The sequence below is a fragment of the Qipengyuania sp. ABI-127-1 genome (genome assembly GCA_022953095.1).
In the GTDB taxonomy this organism is placed as follows: domain Bacteria; phylum Pseudomonadota; class Alphaproteobacteria; order Sphingomonadales; family Sphingomonadaceae; genus Qipengyuania.
This window is the reverse complement of record JALJCR010000002.1, coordinates 324,159-348,434: the sequence shown is the minus strand read 5'-3', so window position 1 is coordinate 348,434 and position 24,276 is coordinate 324,159. Positions and strand designations below refer to the sequence as shown.

Sequence of the window (24,276 nt, the reverse complement as noted above, 5' to 3'; positions counted from 1 at the left end):
TAATCTAACAACACAGTAATTCATAGGGGGTCTATCCTTAACTCTTCCCGACCACGCTTTCGGGCAGGTCCTCACCGAACACACGCTGGTAGTATTCGGCCACCAGCATACGTTCTTCCTCGTCGCATTTGTTGAGGAAGCTGAGGCGGAAGGAGAAGCCGACATCCTTGAAGATGGCGTAGTTCTGCGCCCAGGTGATGACGGTACGCGGGCTCATCACCGTGCTGATATCGCCGTTGATGAAGCCCTGCCGCGACAGATCGGCAACCTTGATCATATCGGCAAGGATCTTCGGATCGATATCCGGATTCTTCGCCTCGACGATTTCCTGCTCGGTTTCGGCGGGCAGATAGTTCAGGCCGACCACGATGTTCCAGCGGTCCATCTGGCCCTGGTTGATCTGCTGGGTCCCATGATACAGCCCGCTCGTATCGCCGAGGCCCACCGTGTTGGCGGTGGCGAAGAGACGGAAATTCGGGTCGGGCCGGATCACACGGTTCTGATCGAGCAAGGTCAGCTTGCCCTGTTGTTCGAGCACGCGCTGGATCACGAACATCACATCCGGGCGTCCCGCGTCGTATTCGTCGAACACCAGCGCGACCGGATGCTGGAGCGCCCAGGGCAGCAAGCCTTCGCGGAATTCGGTCACCTGTAACCCGTCGCGCAGCACGATGGCATCGCGCCCGACCAGGTCGATACGGCTGATATGCGCATCGAGATTGATGCGAATGCACGGCCAATTGAGGCGCGCCGCGACCTGTTCGATATGCGTCGACTTCCCCGTGCCGTGATAGCCCTGCACCATCACGCGCCGGTCGTGGGCGAAGCCGGCGAGGATCGCGAGCGTCGTGTCCGGATCGAAGACATAGGCCTCGTCGAGATCGGGTGTGCGTTCGTCCGGCTTGGAGAAAGCGGGTACCTGCCAATCGATATCGATCCCGAAGGTCTCGCGCACATCGACGGTGATGTCGGGCGCGGCGAGCACGGTCTTGGCGGCGGCGTCGAAGGTCTTGTCGGTCATGTCATTCATCGCGCGAAGCGGGTTAGACGGATGGATAGGTGGCTGCAAGCAACGAAATCGCGGCACGGCCCAAGAGGCACTCGACTCGCCACCCGAGCCGCCGCATAGTCACCCCGATGCCGCCGACACCGCTTTCCGAACGCCTCCGCTTCAAGCTCGTCGAGCGGGTGCGCGGCGTGTTCAACGACGTCGAAGGCGGACAGAAGCCGGTGCCGCCGTCCGACGAGGCTCTGTTCGAGCGGGACAGTCCGATCCGCATGGTTCACGCCGATATCGTGGCGATGATGGTCGGCGGAATCCGAGGCCTGTTGCTGCAGATGCTCCATCCGCATGCGCTCCAGGGGGTGCTCGACCATTCGAACTTCCGCAGCGACATGCATGGCCGGTTGCGACGGACCGCACGTTTCATCGCGGTTACATCCTTCGGCCACCGCGACGACGCCATGGAGGCAATCGAGCGGGTAAACCGGATACATGCGCGGGTTTCCGGTACATTGCCCGACGGCTCTCCCTATTCGGCCACCGACCCGCGCACCCTCGCCTGGGTCCACGTTGCCGAGGCGACCAGCTTTCTCGCCGCCTACATCCGCCACGTTAAGCCGGACATGCACGGCGCTGAGCAGGACGAATACTATCGCCAATTCGCTCTTGTCGCCCGCGCATTGGGCGCCGATCCGGTACCGGAGAACCGCCGCGAGGCCGAAACGATATTTCGCGACCTGCGCGCCGACCTGACAAGTTCACCGGCGGCGCGCGAGATTGCCCAACTCGTGCTTACCCAGCGCCCCGAAGGCACGCCCCCGGCCGTCCAGACCCTGCTCGGGGTGGAAGCGGTCGCCCTGCTCCCGCCTTTCGCCCGCTCGATGCTCGGCCTGGAGCGACCGGGCCTCGCGGCGATACCGGCCCGCGCGGCGACATGGGGCATGGGTAAAACGCTGCGCTGGGCCTTCCGACAAGGCTAGCCAAAGCAGTTGCGTGCCGGGTTCCATCATCCGCGCGGCGCGAAGATCGTAATACCGTCCCGGCTCCGCGGAACCTGAAGCGCGGAAGTCGTTTGTTCTAGAAAGAGGAGGCACCCTTGTCGTATTATTTGTCCACCCACATGCACGAAACTTTCGAGGATGCGATGCCGCAGGTCGAACGTGCCTTGGCGGATCAGGGCTTCGGCATCGTCACCCGGATCGATATGAGCGCGACGTTCAAGGACAAGCTGGGCAAGGATTTCCGGCCCTATACCATCCTGGGGGCATGCAACCCGAAGGCAGCGCATGCCGCTTTGCAGCTCGAAGACAAAGTCGGCACCATGCTGCCCTGCAATGTGATCGTGCAACAGGTGCACAAGGGCCTGGTCGAAGTCGCCGCCATCGATCCGGTCGCTTCGATGCAGGCAATCGACAATCCCGATCTCGACCGGGCGGCCCGCGAAATCCGGAACAAGCTGGCCACCGCGATCGACATGCTCGGGGGCTAGGCGATCGCGCGCGATTTCCGCAGCATCTGATAAGCTTCCACCACCCGGTTGAGCCGTGTCTCATATTGCCGATCGCCGCCGTTTCGGTCGGGATGGTAGCGGCGCACGAGTTCCGAATAGCGACGACGCAGGCGGCGGCGATCGGTGTCGAGCCCCAGCCCCATCGCCTCCAGCGCCTCGGCCTCCTCGCGGCTGAAGCGACCATCCATTGCCATCTCCGCCTCGCGCCGGGCGCGGCTCTTGATCCCGGCCGCACGCGCCGAGATCGCATCGAGCGGATCGTCGAAATCGGCCCAGCGCGGCATCCCATCGACCCCCGCCGTCGGGCGGAAGCTGGGGCTTTCGGTGCGCCAACCGGCGCCCGGCGCCTGCGCGGCGAAGACTTCCTCGGCGCTCATTCCCTCGAACCAGTCGTAGCCTGCATTGAATTCGCGCACATGGTCGAGACACAGCCAGCGCCACTCGCCCGGACCGTCGAATCCATGCCCGCGTCCGCCCGGTGCGCGGAATTCGCCCGCCTCCTCGCAGGCGGGGTGCGCGCACACTTTGCCGCTTTCTTCGTACCTTCCGTGAAACCTTGTCCGGCGCATTCGTTCTAGAATGGGGAGCGAAACGCGCTATGCAAACCCCGAGAAGGAGAATCGAACCCGTGGCAGGTACCGTCCAACAGGAAATGGAACGCCTCTTGATCGATGCGTTCGAGCCCACCCGGCTCGAGGTAATCAACGACAGCGCCAAGCACTCTGGTCACGCGGGCGACGACGGCAGCGGAGAATCGCACTTTACCGTGGTGATCGAGGCTGCCGCCTTTGCCGAGAAATCGCGTCTCGAACGCCAGCGCATGGTCAACAAGGCGCTGGGTGACATTCCGGGCGAACGGGTCCATGCCCTCGCCATCCAGGCATCGACCCCCACCAGCTAGGAGACGCAAGCGCATGGCCCTGTTCGAGCAGACGCTGACCCCGGTCACCCACGATCTCGGACAGTTCGAAGTGCGAAGGGTGTTGCCGTCGAAGGCCCGCACCATGGTCGGCCCCTTCATCTTCGTCGACCAGTTTGGCCCGGCGCAGCTCGATCTTGGCAGCGGTATGGACGTGCGTCCCCATCCGCATATCAACCTCGCCACCGTGACCTGGCTGTTTGAGGGCGCGATCGACCATCGCGACAGTCTGGGCAGTTTCTCGACCATCCGCCCCGGGCAGGTGAATCTGATGACTGCCGGCAGGGGCATCGTCCATTCGGAACGCTCGCCCGCGGACGAACGAAAGGTAGGGGCGAAGCTGTACGGTATGCAGACCTGGCTGGCGCTGCCCGACGGGCGCGAAGAGATCGATCCGGCCTTCGAAGCGAATACCGATCTGCCCGTGATCGAGGATGGGCGCGCCACGGCCACGGTCATCATGGGCGAGCTATGGGGCGAACGCGCGCCGACCACGACCTATGCCGACACTATTTATGCCGAAATCGTGCTCGGCGCAGGCGGGGCGATCCCGCTGGAGGAAGACGCCGATGAACGGGCGGTCATGCTGGTGGGGGGCGAGGCAAGCGTGGACGGCCATGCGCTCAAGGAGTTCGAACTCGCCGTGCTCCAGCCCGGGCGCGACATGACGCTCGAGAGCAGGAGCGGCGCGCGGGTCGTGCTGCTCGGCGGCGAAGCCTTCGAGACGAAGCGCCATGCGTGGTGGAACTTCGTCAGCTCCAGCCGCGAGAGGATCAATCAGGCCAAGGAAGACTGGCGCGAGGGCCGCTTTCCCAAAGTTCCGGGCGATGAGGAGGAATTCATCCCCCTGCCCGATGGGGCGCCCAAGACCGTTACCTATCCGTAAAGGGGAATTCATGAGTTTCGAAGGTAAGACCGCCTGGATCACGGGCGCGAGCAGCGGCATAGGTGCGGCTCTGGCGCGCGAATGGGCAAGCCGCGGTGCGCGCATCATCCTGTCGGGCCGCGACGAAGCGAGGCTCGCCAGCGTGGCGGAAGGCATCGCCACGGAGACGCTGATCCTGCCCTTCGACGTGCGCGACGACGAGGCCATGCGGGCAGCGACGGGCAAGGCCATCGCCTGGCAGGGCGGTGTCGATATCTTCGTAGCCAATGCCGGGGTATCGCAGCGCAGCGCGGCAATCGACACCGACATTTCCGTCTATCGCGAGATCATCGATATCGACCTCACCGCACAGATCGCCGCGACACAGGCGCTGCTGCCGCATCTGATCGAACGCCAGTCGGGAACGCTGCTGTTTATCAGCTCGATCGCAGGCAAGGTCGGCGTGCCGATGCGCACCGCCTATTGCGCGGCGAAATTCGGACTGATCGGCTATGCCGACGCGCTGAGGGCCGAGCTTTCGCAGGAAGGGGTTTCTGTCCATGTCGTGTGCCCCGGATCGGTGGCGACCGATGTCAGCCGCAACGCGCTGACCGCCGATGGCAGCAAACGCGGACGCAGCGATCAGGTGATCGACAGTGGCATAGCCCCGGACGAGGCCGCCAGACGGATCGTCGACGCGGTCGAAGCCAAACAGCGCGAAATCATCGTGGCCGAAGGCATGGAAGAGGCGATGGGCGAAATGCGCCGCACGCCCGATCAATTGCTCGACCAGGTCGCGGGCATGGTCGCGGCGGGCTATATGGACAAGATGAAGGCGGAAGGCTGAGCATGGCACTCGAACAGAAGCGGGTCGCGCTCGCCAACGGGATCGAACTCGACGTGGTCGATGAAGGGCCACGCGATGCGCCGGTATTGATTTTCCTTCACGGCTTTCCCGAAAGCCACCGCACCTGGCGCAACCAGATCGCACATTTCTCGGACAGATTCCGGTGCATCGCGCCAGACCAGCGCGGCTATCGCGGATCGTCCAAGCCGCAGGAGGTCGAAGCCTATACGCCCGACAAGCTGGTCGGCGACGTTTTCCTGCTCGCCGATGCGCTGGGTGTCGACAAATTCACCATCGTCGGCCACGATTGGGGCGGCGCGATCGCCTGGGGTGTCGCCTATGCCGGGATGATGAACGGCCGCGTGACCCGCACGATCATCGCCAATGCGCCGCATCCGGTGCTGTTTCCCAAGCTGCTGTATACAAACGAGGCGCAGCGCGCGGCGAGCCAGTACTTCCGCGACTTCCGCGATACGGGCAATGATGCGCTGGTGCGCGAGCACGGCTTGGCCGCCCTGCTTATGAAGGTTTTCGAAGGCCAGGTGACGACCATCATGGAACCCGAGGAACAGGCCGCGCTGCTAAAGGACTGGTCCGACCCGGAAGCCGCATTCGGCATGCTCAACTATTACCGGGCCAGCCCGATAGAGGTTCTGCCGCTGGATGCTCCTTACGAACTGCCCGAAGACTACCAGCCTTACCCGCTGCCCAGACTGACGGTCCCGACGCTGGTCATCTGGGCGATGGAGGATCTGGCGTTGCCGCCCGCCAATCTCGAGGGACTGGACGAGGTGATCGAGAATCCCGAGGTGGTGCAGGTGCCTGGATGCGGCCATTTCGTGCAGTGGGAGAAGCCCGAGGCCTTCAACGCCGCTGCCGATGCCTTCCTGGAGAAGACCGGCTGATCAGCCGCGCCATTCGACCCACTTGCCATGGGGATGCGCCGTTGCCAGCCTTCGGCGCATGTCGCCATCCGGCCAGTAGCTGACCGTCAGTTCGTGCCGGTGCGTATCGCGATTGGCTTCGAGGCTGACCCAGGCAAGCGGCGTGCTTTCACCTGCACGGCCGCCCGCCTGTTCCATCAGTTCGACAATCCGCTCCTGCTCTGCCTGCGGGACATACTGCCACACCACCGAATGCATGAGCACACGCGTGGTACCTTGCTGCTGGGGCCTATCGAGACGTTCGGCGAGAAAATCGGCAGCCCGCATGCGCACGATCTCGGGCGGAAACGTCTTCGCGGCTTCGATCGCCGCGTCCATGCGGGCAAACCGTTCGGTGAATTCGGGCCAGATATAGGCCTTGAGGCGCAGCGCCTGTGCCGCGTCGGTCAGATCGACCGGCGCGACATCGCAGCCCGCAGCCCCGACGATATCGAAATCGCCCTCGGGCGGCGGACTACCGCACCATTCGGGGGTCATCTGCAGGCGCGCGGCCTTTGGCCCCACTTCCACACCGCCAAGATTATAGCGATAGCGCCGCAACATCAGGTTGATGCCCGCGCTGGAGCCGATTTCGAGCAGATCGAAATCGCCGGGAAGCCCCCGATCGACCAACCACAGGAAAGCGGCGGCGAAACCCGACGAGCGCCCCGCCTCGTTCGTCTGCGGCGGACCATCGAGCCACGGCAGGAGGAAGGCTTCGTGACGCTCGATCGCATTGGCGATCAACTCGGTCGCATTCGTCGGATCCAAGCCTTCATAGATGGGTCCGATTGAGAGTTCCTCGCCGCCCAGGTGAAGCGCATGCAGACCGCCCACCACGCGCAGGGGCAGAGCATCGGAAAGGGCCGGTCCCGCCCAGCGTCGCACACGGCGCATCACCGCACCACCGCGGTCGGTGTCGAGCAATTCGCGCAATGACTGGCATATCTGCGCGGTGATCGGCGCACCATTGTCGCGGCAATAGGCAACCTGGTTCTCGAAGGCTCTGGCAACCGCCTCCGGCCCGGTCGCATCCGGATCGATCGCCACGTATCTCGCCTTGTCGATCGCCATTGCCCTTTGTCCCGCTGCTGCCTATCTGCCCATGCCATGAACGACAGCCTGACCTTCGCCGTTCCCAAGGGCCGCATTCTCGACGAGGCGCTGCCCGTGATGGCCCGTGCCGGCGTGGTGCCTGAGGAAGGTTTTCACGACAAGGCCAACCGATCACTGACCTTCGCCACCACGCGCGAGGATATGCGCCTGATCCGGGTCCGCGCATTCGACGTGGCGACGTTCGTCGCCCACGGCGCTGCACAGATGGGTATTGTCGGATCGGACGTGATCGAGGAATTCGACTATGCCGACCTCTATGCGCCGGTCGATCTCGATATCGGGCATTGCCATCTGGCCGTGGCGGAGCCGAAGGAAGGCGGGGCGAGTATCGACGGGGCCAGCCATCTGCGCGTTGCGACCAAGTATCCCAATCTTACCCGTCGCCATTTCGAGCGGCAGGGTATCCAGGCCGAATGCGTGAAGCTCAATGGCGCGATGGAAATTGCGCCCGAACTGGGCCTGGCCGGACGGATCGTCGATCTCGTTTCCACGGGAACGACGCTGCGCGAAAACGGCCTGGTCGAGACGAGCCGTATCCTCGACATTTCAGCGCGACTGATCGTCAACCGCGCTGCACTCAAGACCGATCCCCGCGTCGCTGCGCTGGTCGAAGCGTTCCGCGCCGATGCGGCCAGGCGCGAGGCCGCCTGATGCAATTGCTGCGGATTTCGGACGATGGCTTCGAGAATGCCTTTGCCCGCGTGGTGCGCAACCGCCGCGAGAGCGACCGGCAGGTCGGGCGCGACGTCGCCGCGATTATCAACGAAGTACGCGAGCGCGGCGACGACGCCTTGGTCGACTATACCGCGCGCTTCGACAATCATGGGCTTGGTGACGACGGCAATTGGCAGATTTCGGCGGAAGAATGCCGCGCCGCCCACGGCGCGCTCCATGCCGATCTGCGCGAGGCGCTGGAGATGGCGGCGAGCCGCATCCGCGCCTATCACGAAGGCCAGCTCCCCGACGATCGCGACTATACCGACGATATAGGCATGCGCCTTGGTGCGCGATGGAATGCGGTCGATGCGGCGGGACTTTATGTGCCCGGCGGACGGGCGGCCTATCCTTCTTCGCTGTTGATGAACGCGATCCCCGCCAAGGTGGCCGGAGTCCATCGTTTGGTGGTGACGACGCCTACACCCAAGGGCGAGATCAATCCGCTGGTTCTGGCCGCGGCGCATATTGCGGGCGTGGACGAAATCTGGCGCATCGGCGGCGCACAGGCCGTGGCCGCGCTCGCTTATGGCACGCAGCGGATCGGCAAGGTCGATGTGATTGCGGGTCCGGGCAATGCCTGGGTCGCCGAAGCGAAACGTCAGCTTTACGGCGTGGTCGGCATCGACATGGTCGCCGGGCCGAGCGAAATTCTCGTCATCGCGGACGCAAACAACGATCCCGAATGGATCGCTGCCGACCTGCTCAGCCAGGCCGAGCACGATCCCACCAGCCAGTCGATCCTCATCACCGACAGCGAGAGTCTCGCCCGGCAGGTCGAGGATGCGATCGATCTGGCGCTGATGAAACTGCCGACCGCCAAGACCGCCAAGGCGAGCTGGGACGCGCACGGGCTGATTCTGATCGTCGACAGCCTCGATCAGGCCCCCGCCCTGTCGGACCGCCTGGCCGCCGAGCATGTCGAGCTGATGGTGGACGACCCGCAAGTGCTGTTCGATCACCTACGCCATGCGGGCAGCGTCTTCCTCGGTCGGCACACACCCGAAGCCGTGGGCGATTATATCGCCGGGCCTAATCACGTCCTTCCCACCGGCCGCCGCGCCCGCTTTGCCAGCGGGTTGTCGGTGCTCGACTTCATGAAGCGCACCAGCTTTATCGACGCCTCCGAAGCGGCGCTCGCGGCGATCGGTCCGGCGGCGGTCAGGCTGGCCGAGGCGGAAGGCCTCCCCGCGCATGCCCTATCGATTTCCACGAGACTGAAATGAACCAGAACTCCAAGTCCCAGGCCCCCAAAACCCAAGCGAGGAGCGCCGCCCGCCTCGGTGCCGTCCAGGCGCTCTATCAGCAGCAGATGGAGGGCACCAAGCTCGCCAAGCTGCTCGACGAGTTCCACCAGCATCGTCTCGGCCGCGTGATCGAGGACGAAGAGTATGCCGATGCCGACGTCGATTTCTTCGACGATCTCGTCAGCGGTGTGGACGCGCGGCGCGAGGAGATCGATGAAAGACTGACGGCACGCTTGGCCGATGGGTGGACGCTGGCGCGGCTCGACAAAACCATGCTGCAAATCCTGCGCGCGGGCGCCTATGAACTGCTTGCCCGCCCCGATGTCCCCAAGGCCAGCGCGATCAGCGAATATGTCGATGTCGCCAAGGCGTTTTTCGACGATCGCGAGGCGAAGTTCGTCAACGGCATCCTCGACGCAGTGGCCAGAGAGGCCGGGCGCTGAGGGCGCTCGCCTCCCTTCACCACCGTCGCCCCGGACTTGATCCGGGGTCCAGATGCCTTGCTTCCAGCCGCCGATCGGCAAAGGAAGCTGGACCCCGGCTCGGAGACCGGGGCGACGGGGTAGCGTGATGGCGGAACTGGATTTTATCGATGCGCTGAAGGCGATAGCGAACAACCCCGCCGCGCGCGGGCTCGAAGACGATGCCGCAGTGGTCGAAATTGGCGGCGAGACCCTCGTTCTCACCCATGACACGCTGATCCAGGGCGTCCACGTTCGCGAGGACGAAGACCTCGCAGATATCGCCTGGAAGCTGGTCGCGGTGAATTTGTCGGACCTCGCGGCGAAAGGTGCGGAGCCGGTCGGCGTGCTTGTCTCGCACATGCTCGGCACCGGGGACGACCGGTTCGTCGCCGGCCTTCGCGAGGTTCTGGACGAGTATGGCACCCCTCTCCTCGGCGGGGACACGGTGCGAGCCGACGGGCGCCGCGTATGGGGCTGCACGGCAATCGGCAGGGCCACACATACGCCCGTACCCGACAGGCGCGGCGCTCGCAGCGGTGAGGCGATCTATGTCACGGGCGTGCTCGGTCGGGCAAATCTCGGGATGTCCGAACGCGGCTCGGGCGATGTCAACGACCTCGCATATCGGCGCCCTCGCCCGCTCCTGAACGAAGGACGCGCGTTGGCACCGCATGTCGGCGCGATGATGGATGTCTCGGACGGGCTGCTGCTAGACTGCTGGCGCATGGCGCGCGCAAGCGGGCTCGGCTTCGCGCTCGAGAGCGAGGCGATCCCCGTGGCCGATACTGGCCGCTTCGACGAATGCATCCGCTGGGGCGACGATTATCAGCTTCTGTTTACGGCTCCGGTCTCGACCGACTTGCCTGTGCGGGCCGCGCGGATCGGGATGGTGGAAGGCGCACAGCCGTTCCTTTCGCTCGATGGGCGCATTCTCGATCCCGAAGACGGCCTCGGCTACCGGCATTGATCGCTTGTACGGCGGGCGATCGACACACGCGGATCGCTGCGCAGTTCGGCCTTGTCACGTAACAGATGCCGCTTATACCCCTTCACATATGTTCCGGCGTTTCCCGCGCCGGGTCGCATAATCAAAAAACCAAACGGGAGGGGATTTTTCGTGGACTTAGTTCTCATAGCCATTGTGCTGGGACTGCTGGCCGTCGTGTACGGCTTCGTCACCAGCCGCCAGGTGCTCAATGCAGGCGCCGGCAATGAAAAAATGCAGGAAATCGCAGGCGCCATCCAGGAAGGCGCGCAGGCCTATCTGAAGCGCCAGTATACCACGATCGGCATTGTCGGCGTCGTCGTCGCCGTCTTGGTGTTCGTGTTTCTCGGCACTTTCCCGGCGATCGGCTTCGTCATCGGCGCGGTCCTGTCGGGCGTTGCGGGCTTTATCGGGATGAACATTTCGGTGCGCTCGAATGTGCGTACCGCGGCTGCCGCACAGAGCGGGCTGCAGCAGGGCCTGACCCTGGCTTTCCGGGCCGGCGCCATCACCGGCATGCTCGTGGCGGGCCTCGCCCTGCTCTCGATGGCCGTGTTCTTTTGGTACCTAGCCGGTCCGGCAGGATTTGCCGCTGACAGCGACGAAGTAGTCTACGGCCTCGTCGGTCTTGCCTTCGGCGCTTCGCTGATTTCGATCTTCGCGCGCTTGGGCGGCGGTATCTTCACCAAGGCTGCCGACGTCGGCGCCGATCTCGTCGGCAAGGTGGAAGCAGGCATTCCCGAAGACGATCCGCGCAACCCGGCGGTGATTGCCGACAATGTCGGCGACAATGTCGGCGACTGTGCCGGCATGGCCGCCGATCTGTTCGAAACCTATGTCGTGACTGTCGGTGCAACCATGGTGCTCACCGCGCTGCTCTTCGGCGATGCGCTGGGCGAACTTCTGATGCCGATGATGGCGCTGCCGCTTCTGATCGGCGGTGCATGCATCGTCACCAGCATCATCGGGACCTATTTCGTGAAGCTCGGCAAGGGCAGCACCAATGTGATGGGCGCGATGTACAAGGGCTTCATCGTCACCGCCGTGCTGGCCGTGCCGCTGATCTGGTTGGTTATGGACTATGCGCTCGGCAGCATGACCACGCAGATCCAGGGCACCGAGTTCAGCGGACGCATGCTGTTCTACTGCTCGTTGATCGGTCTTGCGATTACCGGCCTGATCATCTGGATCACCGAGTATTACACCGGCACGAACTATCGTCCGGTGCGCTCGATCGCCAAGGCTTCGGAAACGGGCCACGGCACCAATGTGATCCAGGGCCTTGCCATCAGCCTTGAATCGACCGCGCTGCCCACTCTCGTGATCGTGGCGGGCATCATCGGCACCTTCCAGCTCGCAGGCCTGATGGGCATCGCCTATGCGGCCACTGCCATGCTGGCCCTTGCTGGCATGGTCGTGGCACTCGACGCCTACGGGCCGGTAACGGACAATGCAGGCGGTATCGCCGAAATGGCCGGTCTCGACGAAAGCGTTCGTGAAAAGACCGACATGCTCGACGCCGTGGGCAACACCACCAAGGCCGTGACAAAGGGCTATGCCATCGGTTCGGCAGGGCTCGGCGCGCTGGTACTCTTCGCTGCCTACACGACCGATCTGGCAAAGCTGTTTCCGGATGCGAACGTCAATTTCAGCCTCGAGAACCCCTATGTGATCGTTGGCCTGCTTCTCGGCGCGCTGCTCCCGTATCTGTTCGGTGCGATGGGCATGACCGCCGTGGGCCGCGCTGCCGGTGACGTCGTGGTCGATGTGCGCGAGCAGTTCGCTGCTGATCCGGGCATCATGGCCGGAACCAGCAAGCCGAACTACGCAAAGACCGTCGACCTCGTGACCAAGGCTGCCATCAAGGAGATGATCATCCCCTCGATGCTGCCGCTGCTGGCACCGATCGTGGTTTACTTCGCGATCGACCTACTGGCCGGTCAGGAAAACGCCTTCGCAGCGGTCGGCGCATTGTTGCTCGGCGTGATCATCGGCGGTATCTTCGTCGCCCTGTCCATGACCGCCGGTGGCGGCGCATGGGACAATGCGAAGAAATACATCGAAGACGGCAATCACGGCGGCAAGGGCAGTGAAGCCCACAAGGCTGCCGTGACCGGCGACACCGTTGGCGACCCCTATAAGGACACTGCGGGACCGGCCGTGAACCCGATGATCAAGATCACCAACATCGTCGCATTGCTGCTGCTGGCAGCGCTTGCGGCGGGCTGATCTGTCCAATCTTCCTTATAGAAACGGGGCGGAGGGACCGACGGGTACCTCCGCCTTTTCGTTTTTGCCGCGTTAACCGAGTCTAAGCCCCTTACCCCTATACGGCACGGGTGACGGAAGGGACCTTGTGACGCGCATCGCAGACCTCATCGACGCCCGATGGCATGGCTTGTCCGTGGACCGCAGGGCCTGTCCGGCTTTGCCGGATGGTTTTTCCGTGCGGCCATGGCGCGAGGTCATCGACACGATACCCGAGGCTGCGTGGCACGAACTGGCGTGCACAGCGCCGACCCCCAACCCTTTCTGCGAGCGCTGGTTTTTGAAACCATCGCTCGAACAGTTCGATCCGCAGGGCAGCGTGCGTATCGCCATCTTGGCCGTTGGTGGCAAACTGGCCGGTATCATGCCGATCCGGTACGGCACGAACTATCATGGCCGGTTCGTTCCGCATCTTGCCAATTGGCTGCACGCCAACAGTTTTTGCGGCGAACCACTGGTGGCCGAAGGGTATTCGCACCTTTTCTGGGAGCATATGCTCGACTGGTGCGACCGGAACCATCGCGCGAGCCTGTTCCTTCATCTTGCCAACTTGCCGACCGATGGCACCGCTTTTGAAACGCTTGGTGAACTGGCCGCCTGTTCGGGTCGTTGCTTCAGGCCGGTGAAGACGGTCCAACGCGCAGCACTGCGCAAGGGGTTGTCGCCGCAAGAGCATATGAATGCTGCCATGGAAAAGAAGCGGCGCAAGGAACTGAGCCGCAAGCGTCGGCGGCTGGAGGAAGCGGGCGAGCTCGTCTTTTCCCGACAAACGGACACCGATGCGCTTGAGGACTGGATCGAATCGTTCCTCGCGCTTGAACGCGCCGGCTGGAAGGGCGCGCGGGGATCATCGCTATCGAGCGCGCCCGAGACCGCGGCCCTGTTTCGCGAAGGTCTGCACGGAGCGGCCCGTTGCGGCCGTCTGGAACGATTGGCGTTTCATCTCGATGGCAAGCCCATTGCCATGCTGTGTACCTTCGTGACGCCGCCGATAAGTTTCGGTTTCAAGACGGCCTTCGAAGAAAGTTACGCGAAACTGTCTCCCGGCATGCTCCTGCAGGTCGAAAATCTCGCTATGCTCGAACGCAGCGATATCGACATCTCGGATAGCTGCGCCGCGCCCGGTCATCCCATGATCGAACAGATCTGGTCGGATCGCCGCGAAATCGCGATGGTGACCGTGGGAATTGGAGGGAAACTGCGTCGTTCGATCGGAGCCGTCTTGTCGGCCATCGAACTGCGCCGAGAGGAGAAACGACAATGACTGCGCACGATCCGGTGCTCTCGCGCAAGGCAAGTGCTGCTTTCCCGGAGGAATCGCGCGAGGCCTTCAGCCGCGCCTATCCCGAAACCCCGCATGTCCTGCACCACAATCTGCAAGACGATGAGCGGTTGACCCTCGACGCCCTGGCCGAACTCGGCGCGGCGCTGCCGCAGAGCTCGATCGAATACAATCGCGGCGACCTGCCGATCGGTATCGATGGCAAGCCCGGTGGAAACGGCATGACGATCGGCGACACGATCCGCCACATCGCCACCAGCGAAAGCTGGGCGGTGCTGAAGAATATCGAACAGGCCCCCGCATACAGGGCGCTGTTGATGGATCTGCTCGAAGAGCTGCGTCCCGCGATCGAGACCAAGACCGGCGAGATGCTGACACCGCAGGGCTTCATCTTCATCTCGAGCCCGCATGCCGTCACCCCCTATCATTTCGATCCCGAACACAACATCCTGCTCCAACTCAGGGGCAGCAAGGTGATGACGCAGTTTCCGGCAGGCGATGCACGCTACGCTCCCGACGAGGTTCATGAGAGCTATCATCTCGGTGGGCCGCGCGAATTGCCCTGGACCGAGGATATGATAGCCGCGGGCACTCCCTATTCCATTGGGCCCGGCGAAGCGGTGTTCGTTCCGGTGATGGCGCCGCATTTCGTGCGCAACGGGCCGGAAAGCTCCATCTCGCTGTCGATCACCTGGCGCAGCGAGTGGAGCTATGCCGAGGCAGGGGCACGGTGCTTCAACGGGCTCGTGCGCAAACTGGGCATCGAACCCAAGGCGCCGGGGCGTTGGCCGGCGAGCAACCAGACGAAATCGCTGGCGTTTCGGGCCTGGCGCAGGGCATTCGGAAGCTAGGAACCCCATGCCGGAAGAGGTCCGTGACGCATAACGAGCAGCGTGCTGGCGAAGCGGCGATCTTCGATGCCCTCGCGACATCGGGTCCGGCCGATCGCGCTTTTCTGCGCCATCGGTGGTTCGCGGTGGGCAACCCTGCGCCGGCAACCAGCTTCGTCGCGACCGATGACGCGGGCTCGCCCTGTGCCGCCTTCGCCCTTGTGGAACGCCGCAAGGGTCCGCTCGTGCTTCGCGAAGTGGGCGGCTGTTACTGGCCGTTTCGCGGAATCCCCGTCGCGCACCGCATAGCCGCGTCGGACCTGTCCCGCGCCCTGGCCCGGCACAAGAACGATCTTGGCCGTGTCTGGCGCCTCGGTCCTGTCGAGACGGGCGATGCGTCGCTGGAAACCCTGATACGGGCCTCGCGGATGGCCGGCTGGCAGGTTCTTTCCCGCCCGCTCGGAAAAGTCTTCGAACTCGACCTCGCGGCGCTCGCCGCCGACGATGGCTGGCCGTCCTCCAAGACGCGGCGCAAAAACCGCTGGCGCAAGCGGCGGCTGGAGGAAGACGGAGGCCCCCTGCGGACGGTGTGCTTCACCGGTGCGGACTGGACCTCCGACCACCGCGACGCGATGGCGAGGATCGAGGCCTCGAGCTGGCTGGGCAAGCTCGACGATGGCGGCGACACCAAGTTCCGCGATCCGGCGATGCGCCGATACTGGGAAGACCTGTGCAACGATCGCGTGCTTGCGGAAATGCTCTTTGGCAGCGTGATGTGGATCGGAGAGGTTCCGGCGGCCTTCACCTTCGGAATTCAGGCCGACGGCGTGCGCTATTACATCGCCAACAATTTCGACGAACGCTTTACCCAATTCGGCCCCGGCAGGGTCCTGCTTTACGAGGACTTCGCCCGCGCCGCCGCGCACGGAACCGAGCGGATAAGCTGGGGCCTTGGCGATGCCGGGTATAAAAGCGAGATGGGCGCCGAAGCGGGGCCCGACATGGTCGATCTCCTGTTCGTACGCGGGGCGCTTCTCGCCACAGCCCTGCGGCGCTGGTGGGAGCGCCCCGTTTGACACGTTCGGCCCGTTTCATTCTCCTTGCCGCAGGTCTGCTGGCCGGTTTCCAGATCGGCATGATGGCATATGAGCAATGGGCTTTCGGCTGGCCTTTCGCGCGCGAAGAGGCCCCATTGCATAGCGACTGGCATTGGACGCGGCGTGGCATCTCTGCCGCGCTGTGTGCCGCGCTGGTGCTCGCCCTCGCCCGCCCCGGCCTGCGCGCCGAACCGCTTTCCCGTGGCGCGCGCCAGCTTACCGGGCTGGTCGTCGCTCTGACGGTTGCCGCCACGATCCTGCTTGCCGCCAGCCCACGTACCTACGCCCTTGTCGGCGCGGAGGATGGGGCGATCGAATGGTTCAGCGCGTTGTTGCTTTTCGGCGCTTCCGGCTTCATGGCCTCGCGCTTTCTCGGCCTCTGGCGCGCCGATGGCGCCCTGCCATGCCGACGCCTTCACCTGCTCGGCGCGGCCGGTTTCGCGCTTCTGTTTCTGCTCATGGGCGGCGAGGAAGTGAGCTGGTTCCAGCGCCAGATCGGCTTCGACACGCCGGAAAGCGTCGCGGCGCGCAACTGGCAGGGCGAGTTCAACCTGCACAATTTCCAGACCGATCTCACGGAACTGGTGCTTTACTCCGGCACCGGTTTGTTCCTGATACTCCTCCCGCTAATCCGCGAAAGCGACGCCGCGCGATGGCCATTCGTCCAATCCTTTGCCGCCCTCCTCCCCGACCGCACGGTGGCCGCGATCTCTGCGCCGATGCTGGTGTTCACCTACAGCCACTGGACCCTGCTTCCCGTCCAGGCGGCCTTCTGGATCGGCCTGTTCGCCTGCATTGCTTTCGCCAGCAGCGCCATGGACATGCGCGAGCGGGCGCTGTGGATCGGTCTCGCCGTCTGGATCGCGATCGGCCAGCTTATCCATCTGCTCCTCGGCCCCACGATGCTGATGATGTTCGACAGCTCGGAATATCGCGAGTTGTTCCTGTCGCTCGGCCTTGCCGCCTATGCGTTCCGGCAATGGCAGACCGGTGGACGCTTGACGCAAACGTAAACCGCCCGCAAAGCCCGTCAGGTGAGTACGGAAAAGAAACCTGAAGAGCTCGTCACAGGCCTCGTCCGCCTGCTGACCGTCACCCGCCGGGGCGAGGACGCCTTCACTGCCCCGCAGCAGCCCGGCGGCGTGGGCCGCGTATTTGGCGGTCAGGTCATCGCGCAGGCACTGCAGGCCGCGCAGGCGACCGCCCCCGAAGGGCTGGAGGCGCATTCGCTCCACGCTTATTTCCTGCGCGGCGGCAAGGAAGGCCTCGACATCGCCTACGCCACCGCGCGCGATTTCGACGGCCGCAGCTTCGCCAACCGCCGCGTGGTCGCGAGCCAGCCGGAGGAGGATGGCACGCAGCGCCCGATCCTCAACCTCACCGCCAGTTTCCAACGCCCCGAGGACGGCCTCGCCCACGACGATGTGACCATGCCCGATGTCGCCCCGCCCGAGGAGCTCAAGAGCGACATGGAAATGCGCCACGCCATGGTCGAGCGTGCGGGTGACCGCATGACCGAGCAGCAGCGCGCCCTCGTGCTGCGTCCGCGTCCGATCGAGATGCGCACGGTCGACCGGCTGCACTGGATGAACAGCGAGCCGCGCGCACCGACGGCGCATAGCTGGTTCCGCACCGCCGCGCCGCTGCCCGCGATCGAGGACGACCCGGCGCTGCACCGCGCGGTGATTGCCTATGCCAGCGACTATACGCTGCTCGGCACCAGCGCGCTGCCGCATGGCCTGAGCTGGATGCGCGGCGAACTGGTCGGCGCCAGCCTCGACCATGCGATCTGGTTTCACCGCCCGGCGCGCGCCGACGAATGGCTGCTCTACGCCACCGACAGCCCGTGGAGCGGCGGCGGGCGCGGCTTCAACCGTGGCCGCATCTTCAACCGCCAGGGCGAACTGATAGCGAGCGTGGCGCAAGAAGGCATGATGCGCAAACGCATCGCTAAATAGCGCCGCCGCCGGACGGCCCACCGTCTGCTTGTAGGTGACACAAGGTGACAGCGGTGTCCGGCAAATCCAACAGGATATTTTGCTTTATTTACAAATATTTAGGCCGAAAACCCCATGCCAGGGTGACGCATTCGGCGAAAAATCCCCCGCCACTCACCGCGCTATCCCGGCACCGGCATCCGGATGATAGCCCGCACATCACCAACCCGGCGCAAGGCTAGCGCCGAGCGCGGATGTAGGAAAGTCACCGCTCGCCCTGCCCCTCCAGCGCCCGCTCGATATCGCCCAGCGCGACCAGCTTGAAGTTCTGCGCCTTGCCGTCGTTGATACCGTCCTGCGCGACGAATAGCCCGCCGGGAAATGCCGGGCCGAAATCGCCCCGCATGACCTCGATGCCATCGGTTTCCTCGGCGCTGCCATACCGCCCCTGGGCGATTCGGAAACGGCCTGCAGGTGTGACGCCGGGCAAGGCATAACGCATGAAGGCATTGTCCCCCTGGCTCGACGCATAAAGCCAGCCGCCATCGGCGCCCTCGGGCACCAAGGCAAGCCCTTCGAGATCGGCAACCAGCTTGCGCCCATCGACCGAAGCGACGAGATCGCCCTCGGTCGAACCGGGTACGAAGCGCCAGATGCCGCCCAGTTCCTCGCCGATATAGAGCGTGCCGTTCCGGTGATCGACCACACAGCCTTCGGGCTGCGAAGGCACCTGCATGGTGCGCACTTCCTTGGCCGTCGGAGTATCACCCAGGGCAATTTCCCATTCGCCGATACGGCCGTTCTTGGGCGCTGTGTAGATCACCAGCGTATCCCCGCGGCGCGTGCCGCAAATGCCATACCCCTCGCCTGGCCCCGAGGCCACGCGTCCAAGTTCGGTCAGGCCGCCGGTCGAGGTGTCGAGCCGGTAGAGGACGATCTTGGCATTGGCCCGGTCGCTGCGGTCGCTGGCAAAGGCGATCACGCCCGCTTCCCCCATATCGACCAGGTCGACATTGTTCAGCGCGGGATGTGGGCTGAAGCTCTTCTCCTGCCCATCCAGCCCATAGACATACAGCCCCGCTTTCTTGTCGGTCGCGACGATCAGGCTGTCTCCAGGCGAAGCCGCATTGCGCCAGATCGCCGGATCGTCGGCCGCATCCTCGTTTTCGGTCATCACCGGCGCGGTCTCCGCCACCGCGAAGACCGGCACCGTGGGATCGCCGGATTTTGGAACCGTCGCACAGGCGGCCGCGATCCCAAGGCTGGCGAGTGCGAAAATCTTGAGTTCGTTGCGCATCAGAATGTCACCCTCACGCCGCCCTTCATGGTCCAGCTATATTCTTCGTATTGATAGAGATTACGCCGACTTCCCAAGCGGTTATAAGCGAAATATTTCGCGTTGTTGATGTTCACCCACTCGTAGAACAATTGGAACCTGTCGCTGACGCGATACTTGGCCGACAGATCCAGTTGGAAGTGATCGTCGACATAGCGATCGAGTTCCGGCGTGTCCGCCAGCTCATCGAGATATTTATCACGATAGGTGCCGGACAAGCGGATATCGATCGGTCCCTTATCGTAACCAATCGAGACGTTGGCGGTATGTTTGGCCGTAGCGGGCAGCGAAATGTCGCGTGGACCGTCGCTGGCCAATGTCGTCACCGTTCCTTCGGCATCGGTGAAGGTATAATTGGCTTGCAGCACGAACCCGTCGAGCGCGCCGGTGAAAGCCTGGGCAAAGCCCAGTTCGATACCGTAGATATCGGCCCCGTCGCCATTGCGGGCAATGGTCGCCTCGTCGAAGGGGATGCCGCGGAAAACACCGGCGACATCGGAATTTACTTCGACGATGAAGTTATCCAGGCTTTTGTAGAAGGCCGAAGCATGGATCGCGCCATTCGAGCTCATATAATATTCGATCGCCGCATCGAAGTTCCACGCCTCGGTCGGCAGCAGATCGGGATTTCCGAACTCGCCCTCCCGCTCGCCGTCATCCGATTCCTCGACGGCGAAATGCGGCGCCTGCTGGAACGGTGTCGGACGGACGATCGAACGATACATCCCCGCACGCAGGACCAGATCGTTTTGGGCCTCGTAGCGAAGGTTTACGCTCGGCAGCCAGTGATCGTAGCTCTTGTCGATACTGACCGGGGAGACGAGCACGGTGTCGTCGGTTGCGGTGCTGCCATCGGGCAAGGTGCCATCTTCCTCGACCAGCAGCACGTTATTGCCGGTCAGAGTGTTGTCCGTATGCTCGTAGCGCAGGCCGTAGACGAGCCGCAGGTCCGCGCTTTCCCAGCGACCGAGGAGATAGCCGGCCATGATGTCCTCATCGACGGCGAAATCCTCTACCGCACTGTCATAGGCGCTGTCGGCCTCCTGCAGCTCGAAATCCGGGAAATTGTCGAAGAAGAAGCGAGTCGCGTCGGTATAGCCGGGCAGCGGCGAGATGTCGGTCAGGCGATAGGTCTGACCGATGCCGAGCGCATCGGACAGAGTATAATTGTCGTTCTCGTAGAACTCGACATTCCCATCGAAGCGCTTGTCACGCCACCGCCCCTTGAAACCGATCTGGGCCGTAAACTCGCCATTGTCGGCGGCAAAGCGGCGGCCGATGTCGAATTTGGCGGCCCATTCCTCGTCCTGTGCATCCGACAGCGTGACGTATTCGACATCCTTGAGCCCATAGGTGCCGGCGGCGAAAAACGATCCGTTGATCGCGTCGGATACGACCGAATAGAGCGGAACGCGTGGATCGGAATAGTCGAAACCGAGGGCGAGGCCGCTTGGAATTTCGTTGCCGAGCGCGTCTTCGGCTTCCTCGGGTCCGAAGTCGCGTTCGAACTGGGTCGGGTCGACGCTGCCGTTCTCGAGCTCGCTCGATTTGGCCCAGCTCAGCGAGTAATTGGCGAACCAGGTGCCCCAGTCGCTCTCGCCACCCGCGACGATTGAGCGGATCTTTTGACTTTCGAAGCGATCCTTGACGTCGCGTTCGACGGTGAATTCCTCGTCCGCGTCGTCGAAAACAGCCTGGCTGCCGCTTACGCTGCTGGGGCCGTTATCCTCGAAATCGCCGAGATCGAAAGTCACGCGGCGGCGGAATTCGTGATCGTCGAACTGGCTATAGACGCCGCGGATATACAGTTCGGTGCTGTCCCCGGCACGCAGATCGAAGCCCAGCGTTGCGCTGAAGCGTTCGCGCTCGACATCGTAATCGCGATACTGGACTTCCAGCGGAAAGATCGTGCCGCCGGCCTCGGCCCAATCGTCCGCCTCGACATTGTCGGTTTCGAAAGTCCGCCGGTAATAGCTGACACCGCCCGACACACCGGCATTCGCGCCCAGCCGCGTGGCGAAGTCGAGACTGGCCTTCGGGCTGATCTCGTCGGCGTAGCGGTTGTAGCTGCCTTCGATTTTGGCCGAGAGCAGGCGTTTCTTGCGGTCGAAGGCACTGGTCGTCTCGATCTCGATCGAGGCACCGATCGTGTCGGCGTCCATATCGGGCGTGAGCGACTTCTTCACCTCGATCGATTCGATGATGTCGGAAGAGACCACGTCGAGAGCGACGGCGCGAATATCGCTTTCGGGCGCTGGAAGCCGTACCCCGTTGAGCGACGACGAGACAAGATCCGGCGACAGACCGCGAACCGAAACGAAGCGCCCCTCGCCCTGATCGTTCAGCACGTTGATGCCGGGCAGGCGGCGCAGGCTTTCGGCCACATTCTGATCGGGAAACTGGCCGATCGCGTCGCGCGTCAGAACATCGGAAACACCATCGGCTTCCTTCTTGCGGGAAAGCGCGCTGGACAGGTTGGCGGCCTGACCGATGACCAGGATTTCATTGTCGCCAAAGCCCGCCAAGGCGATATCCGCGCGGGCGATACCGGTGGCGGGTACCTCGATCGACCGTGTTACAGTGCGAGCGCCGACATAGCTTATTTCCAGCGTGTAGCTCCCCGCCGGAACGTCGGAAAACAGGAACGAGCCATCTCGCTCGGTGGTCGCCACACGGTCCAGTTCCACGATGCGCACCTGCGCGCTGCGCAGCGCGATCGTTTCGCTGGCATCGGATACGGTGCCGACAACTTCACCAGCCTGCGCGATGGCGGGAAACGACAGTGCCGCGAGGGCGGCACCAGCGAACAGTGATTTCCTGAATTTCATTATTGCCCTCCGAAATCGTTGAGGGGCCACTAGGGTGGCAGTTTGACCGGATGATTTCTGCTGGGCGGCGATTTTGCGACGGAAGCGCGAATTCGGAAACCGAACCGTCATATCGAACGCTCGAGCTTGTGGTTTCGCACCTGCACAAAAAACAGCAAGCCAAACGGCGTCTTTTGCGCTATAGGCGCGCCGCACCCCGTGCGCCCGAGCCGTGCCCCCTGCACCGCCGCGCCGGACAAGACACGAGATTCCATGGCTTTCGAAACTCTTCCGCCGGTGATCGGCGATGCACTGGCCGCACGCGGCTATGATGCGCCCACCCCCGTCCAGGCCGCCGTCATCGATCCCGAAGCGCAAGGCCGCGACCTGATCGTTTCGGCCCAGACCGGCAGCGGCAAGACCGTCGCCTTCGGCATCGCGCTGGCCGACCAACTGCTCGGCGAACTGGGCGGCTCGCCGCTGAGCGAGAAACCGCTCGCGCTGGTCATCGCCCCCACGCGCGAACTAGCGCTGCAGGTCAGCCGCGAGCTCGGCTGGCTCTATGGCGCCGCCGGTATGCGCATCGCGACCTGCGTCGGCGGGATGGATGCGAGCAAGGAACGCCGCAATTTGCGCGGCGGCCCGGCCATCGTCGTCGGTACGCCCGGGCGGCTGCGCGACCATCTCGAACGCGGCGCGCTGGACCTGTCGGGTCTGATCGGCGTGGTGCTCGACGAGGCCGACGAGATGCTCGACATGGGCTTTCGCGAAGATCTGGAAGAGATCCTCGACGCGACGCCCGAGGGACGCCGCACGCTGCTGTTTTCCGCCACCATGCCGCGCCCGATCGAGCGACTGGCCGAACGCTATCAGAACGATGCGCTGCGCCTCAGCCTGGTGGGCGAGACGCGCGGGCATGGCGATATCGCTTATCAGGCGGTGACCGTCGCGCCCTCGGAGATCGAGAATGCGGTGGTCAATCTGCTGCGCTTTCACGAGGCGGAAACCGCGATTGCCTTTTGCGCCACGCGCGAGAGTGTGCGGCGGCTCCATGCGACCTTGCAAAATCGTGGCTTCGGCGTGGTGGCGCTGTCGGGCGAGCATTCGCAGAGCGAGCGCAACCAGGCGTTGCAGGCGCTGCGCGACCGGCGGGCGCGCGTGTGCGTGGCCACCGATGTCGCCGCGCGCGGAATCGATCTGCCGACGCTATCCCTCGTCATCCATGTCGAAATCCCGCGCGATGCGGAAACGCTCCAGCACCGCTCGGGCCGCACGGGCCGCGCGGGCAAGAAGGGTACTGCGGCAATCGTGGTGCCCTACAACCGCCGCCGCCGGGTCGAGGGCATGCTGCGCGGCGCGCGAATCGAAGCCGAGTGGCTCGATGCGCCCACCCCTCAGGCGATCGCCAAGCGCGACCGGGCGCGGCTGCTCGAGACGATCACCGCAGAGCGCGAATACGAGGACGGCGACCGCAAGCTCGCCGCCGACATCATGGCGCGCATGACGCCCGAAGACATCGCCGCCGCGCTGGTTCATGCCCATCGCGCCGAACTGCCGCAGCCCGAAGAGCTGCTCGCCAACACGCCCGAAGCGCGCGAGAAGGCCAAGGCCGAGCGCCATCGTCCCGGTTTCGAGGACACGGTGTGGTTCAAGATGGACATCGGCCGCCGCCACAATGCCGAACCGCGCTGGCTGCTACCGCTGATCTGCCGCCGCGGCCACATCACCCGCAACGAAATCGGCGCGATCCGCATCGGCAGCCACGAAAGCTGGTTCCAGGTGCCCCGCGCCGTGGCCGCCAAGGTCGCCGATGCCGTGGCCCGGACTGCCAGCCCCGATGACGAGCAGGACGCGATCGCCATTGTCGAAGCGCCCGACGGTCCGCGCGTCGAGGCGCGGCAGAATCGCAAGCATGGCGACGGCGGCAGGGTTCACGCCCGCCCGCATGGCAAGTCGCCTGGGGGGAAACCCTCAGGGGGCAAGCCCTCCAGCGGCAGGCCGCCGTTCAAGAAGGACAAGCCCGGTGGCGGCAAACCCTTCGCCGGAAAGTCCAAATTCGGCGGCAAGGGCAAACCCGGCGGCAAGGGCAAACCCGGCGGCCCGCGCAAGGGCTGATCGGGGCCGCC

22 protein-coding genes are annotated in these 24,276 nt (G+C 64.0%); 17 read left to right on the top strand and 5 right to left on the bottom strand.

From position 1 onward, the window contains the following. Positions 1-37: 37 nt before the first annotated feature. Complete coding sequence (gene cobS / locus MUY37_RS11110) at positions 38-1,030, bottom strand: cobaltochelatase subunit CobS (RefSeq protein WP_499195427.1); 993 nt, start codon at positions 1,028-1,030, stop codon at positions 38-40. 107 nt (positions 1,031-1,137) lie between these two features. Here cobS and MUY37_RS11105 point away from each other — a divergent pair, with 107 nt between their 5' ends. Then, entirely contained in the window at positions 1,138-1,983 is an 846-nt protein-coding gene (locus tag MUY37_RS11105; protein ID WP_499195719.1) for an oxygenase MpaB family protein, read from the top strand. 116 nt (positions 1,984-2,099) lie between these two features. Continuing rightward, positions 2,100-2,492 (top strand): DUF302 domain-containing protein, encoded by a 393-nt coding sequence (locus MUY37_RS11100; RefSeq protein ID WP_499195426.1) that lies wholly within the window; start codon positions 2,100-2,102, stop codon positions 2,490-2,492. On the opposite strand, the gene MUY37_RS11095 is transcribed toward MUY37_RS11100, so the two are convergent. After that, the gene (locus MUY37_RS11095) at positions 2,489-3,082 is read right to left on the bottom strand and encodes a DnaJ domain-containing protein (RefSeq protein ID WP_499195425.1); all 594 of its coding nucleotides are present in this window, start codon (positions 3,080-3,082) and stop codon (positions 2,489-2,491) included. The two genes, MUY37_RS11100 and MUY37_RS11095, sit on opposite strands and share 4 nt — an antisense overlap. Positions 3,083-3,165: 83 nt before the next feature. Between MUY37_RS11095 and MUY37_RS11090 the strand changes: the two genes are divergently transcribed. Genes MUY37_RS11090 through MUY37_RS11075 form a run of 4 tightly spaced genes read left to right on the top strand, consistent with a single transcriptional unit; the run spans position 3,166 to position 6,049 of the window. Beyond that, positions 3,166-3,414, top strand: a complete 249-nt coding sequence (locus MUY37_RS11090) for a BolA family protein (RefSeq protein ID WP_499195718.1) — start codon at positions 3,166-3,168, stop codon at positions 3,412-3,414. A gap of 13 nt (positions 3,415-3,427) precedes the next feature. Continuing rightward, complete coding sequence (locus tag MUY37_RS11085) at positions 3,428-4,318, top strand: pirin family protein (protein ID WP_499195424.1); 891 nt, start codon at positions 3,428-3,430, stop codon at positions 4,316-4,318. A gap of 10 nt (positions 4,319-4,328) precedes the next feature. Continuing rightward, entirely contained in the window at positions 4,329-5,144 is an 816-nt protein-coding gene (locus MUY37_RS11080) for an SDR family NAD(P)-dependent oxidoreductase (protein ID WP_499195423.1), read from the top strand. A 2-nt stretch (positions 5,145-5,146) separates the two neighbouring features. Beyond that, a complete protein-coding gene (locus tag MUY37_RS11075) occupies positions 5,147-6,049 on the top strand; it encodes an alpha/beta fold hydrolase (RefSeq protein ID WP_499195422.1) in 903 nt (300 codons plus the stop codon). Here the strand turns inward: MUY37_RS11075 and MUY37_RS11070 are convergent, their stop codons facing one another. Then, entirely contained in the window at positions 6,050-7,141 is a 1,092-nt protein-coding gene (locus MUY37_RS11070; protein ID WP_499195421.1) for a DUF2332 domain-containing protein, read from the bottom strand. A 36-nt stretch (positions 7,142-7,177) separates the two neighbouring features. On the opposite strand from MUY37_RS11070, the gene hisG reads away from it, so the two are divergent. The 10 genes from hisG (at position 7,178) to MUY37_RS11020 (ending at position 18,028) form a co-directional block, all read left to right on the top strand. Continuing rightward, entirely contained in the window at positions 7,178-7,834 is a 657-nt protein-coding gene (gene hisG, locus MUY37_RS11065) for an ATP phosphoribosyltransferase (RefSeq protein ID WP_115416302.1), read from the top strand. Continuing rightward, positions 7,834-9,123, top strand: coding sequence for a histidinol dehydrogenase (hisD, locus tag MUY37_RS11060; RefSeq protein WP_499195420.1), 1,290 nt, complete (start codon positions 7,834-7,836; stop codon positions 9,121-9,123). Before hisG ends, hisD begins: the two co-directional genes overlap by 1 nt. Continuing rightward, positions 9,120-9,587: a transcription antitermination factor NusB gene (nusB, locus tag MUY37_RS11055; RefSeq protein WP_499195419.1), complete on the top strand. Its 468-nt coding sequence runs from the start codon at positions 9,120-9,122 to the stop codon at positions 9,585-9,587. Before hisD ends, nusB begins: the two co-directional genes overlap by 4 nt. 127 nt (positions 9,588-9,714) lie before the next feature. Further along, positions 9,715-10,575, top strand: coding sequence for a thiamine-phosphate kinase (gene thiL / locus MUY37_RS11050; protein WP_499195418.1), 861 nt, complete (start codon positions 9,715-9,717; stop codon positions 10,573-10,575). 150 nt (positions 10,576-10,725) lie between these two features. Further along, complete coding sequence (locus MUY37_RS11045) at positions 10,726-12,822, top strand: sodium-translocating pyrophosphatase (RefSeq protein WP_499195417.1); 2,097 nt, start codon at positions 10,726-10,728, stop codon at positions 12,820-12,822. Positions 12,823-12,949: 127 nt separating this feature from the next. Next, positions 12,950-14,125, top strand: a complete 1,176-nt coding sequence (locus tag MUY37_RS11040) for a GNAT family N-acetyltransferase (RefSeq protein WP_499195416.1) — start codon at positions 12,950-12,952, stop codon at positions 14,123-14,125. After that, positions 14,122-14,994, top strand: a complete 873-nt coding sequence (locus tag MUY37_RS11035; protein WP_499195415.1) for a cupin-like domain-containing protein — start codon at positions 14,122-14,124, stop codon at positions 14,992-14,994. Before MUY37_RS11040 ends, MUY37_RS11035 begins: the two co-directional genes overlap by 4 nt. Positions 14,995-15,017: 23 nt before the next feature. Next, positions 15,018-16,049 (top strand): GNAT family N-acetyltransferase, encoded by a 1,032-nt coding sequence (locus tag MUY37_RS11030; protein WP_499195414.1) that lies wholly within the window; start codon positions 15,018-15,020, stop codon positions 16,047-16,049. Continuing rightward, positions 16,046-17,083 carry a hypothetical protein gene (locus MUY37_RS11025; protein ID WP_499195413.1) on the top strand — a complete coding sequence of 346 codons (1,038 nt, stop codon included), beginning with the start codon at positions 16,046-16,048 and terminating at the stop codon, positions 17,081-17,083. Before MUY37_RS11030 ends, MUY37_RS11025 begins: the two co-directional genes overlap by 4 nt. 21 nt (positions 17,084-17,104) lie before the next feature. After that, the gene (locus tag MUY37_RS11020) at positions 17,105-18,028 is read left to right on the top strand and encodes an acyl-CoA thioesterase (protein ID WP_499195412.1); all 924 of its coding nucleotides are present in this window, start codon (positions 17,105-17,107) and stop codon (positions 18,026-18,028) included. A 244-nt stretch (positions 18,029-18,272) separates the two neighbouring features. Here MUY37_RS11020 and MUY37_RS11015 read toward each other — a convergent pair whose 3' ends face one another. Together MUY37_RS11015 and MUY37_RS11010 are read right to left on the bottom strand one after the other, a co-directional pair. Further along, on the bottom strand, positions 18,273-19,304 hold the full coding sequence (locus MUY37_RS11015; protein WP_499195411.1) for a phytase: 1,032 nt from the start codon (positions 19,302-19,304) through the stop codon (positions 18,273-18,275). Next, positions 19,304-22,171, bottom strand: a complete 2,868-nt coding sequence (locus MUY37_RS11010; RefSeq protein WP_499195410.1) for a TonB-dependent receptor — start codon at positions 22,169-22,171, stop codon at positions 19,304-19,306. The genes MUY37_RS11015 and MUY37_RS11010 overlap by 1 nt, the downstream gene beginning before the upstream one ends. A 252-nt stretch (positions 22,172-22,423) precedes the next feature. Here MUY37_RS11010 and MUY37_RS11005 point away from each other — a divergent pair, with 252 nt between their 5' ends. Next, a complete protein-coding gene (locus tag MUY37_RS11005) occupies positions 22,424-24,265 on the top strand; it encodes a DEAD/DEAH box helicase (protein ID WP_499195409.1) in 1,842 nt (613 codons plus the stop codon). Positions 24,266-24,276 lie beyond the last annotated feature (11 nt).

Coding starts and splice junctions, on each gene's coding strand:
- cobS (WP_499195427.1), bottom strand. CDS start 1,030: ATGAATGACATGACCGACAAGACCTTCGACGCCGCCGCCAAGACCGTG.
- MUY37_RS11105 (WP_499195719.1), top strand. CDS start 1,138: ATGCCGCCGACACCGCTTTCCGAACGCCTCCGCTTCAAGCTCGTCGAG.
- MUY37_RS11095 (WP_499195425.1), bottom strand. CDS start 3,082: ATGCGCCGGACAAGGTTTCACGGAAGGTACGAAGAAAGCGGCAAAGTG.
- MUY37_RS11090 (WP_499195718.1), top strand. CDS start 3,166: ATGGAACGCCTCTTGATCGATGCGTTCGAGCCCACCCGGCTCGAGGTA.
- MUY37_RS11085 (WP_499195424.1), top strand. CDS start 3,428: ATGGCCCTGTTCGAGCAGACGCTGACCCCGGTCACCCACGATCTCGGA.
- MUY37_RS11080 (WP_499195423.1), top strand. CDS start 4,329: ATGAGTTTCGAAGGTAAGACCGCCTGGATCACGGGCGCGAGCAGCGGC.
- MUY37_RS11075 (WP_499195422.1), top strand. CDS start 5,147: ATGGCACTCGAACAGAAGCGGGTCGCGCTCGCCAACGGGATCGAACTC.
- MUY37_RS11070 (WP_499195421.1), bottom strand. CDS start 7,141: ATGGCGATCGACAAGGCGAGATACGTGGCGATCGATCCGGATGCGACC.
- hisG (WP_115416302.1), top strand. CDS start 7,178: ATGAACGACAGCCTGACCTTCGCCGTTCCCAAGGGCCGCATTCTCGAC.
- hisD (WP_499195420.1), top strand. CDS start 7,834: ATGCAATTGCTGCGGATTTCGGACGATGGCTTCGAGAATGCCTTTGCC.
- nusB (WP_499195419.1), top strand. CDS start 9,120: ATGAACCAGAACTCCAAGTCCCAGGCCCCCAAAACCCAAGCGAGGAGC.
- thiL (WP_499195418.1), top strand. CDS start 9,715: ATGGCGGAACTGGATTTTATCGATGCGCTGAAGGCGATAGCGAACAAC.
- MUY37_RS11035 (WP_499195415.1), top strand. CDS start 14,122: ATGACTGCGCACGATCCGGTGCTCTCGCGCAAGGCAAGTGCTGCTTTC.
- MUY37_RS11015 (WP_499195411.1), bottom strand. CDS start 19,304: ATGCGCAACGAACTCAAGATTTTCGCACTCGCCAGCCTTGGGATCGCG.
- MUY37_RS11010 (WP_499195410.1), bottom strand. CDS start 22,171: ATGAAATTCAGGAAATCACTGTTCGCTGGTGCCGCCCTCGCGGCACTG.
- MUY37_RS11005 (WP_499195409.1), top strand. CDS start 22,424: ATGGCTTTCGAAACTCTTCCGCCGGTGATCGGCGATGCACTGGCCGCA.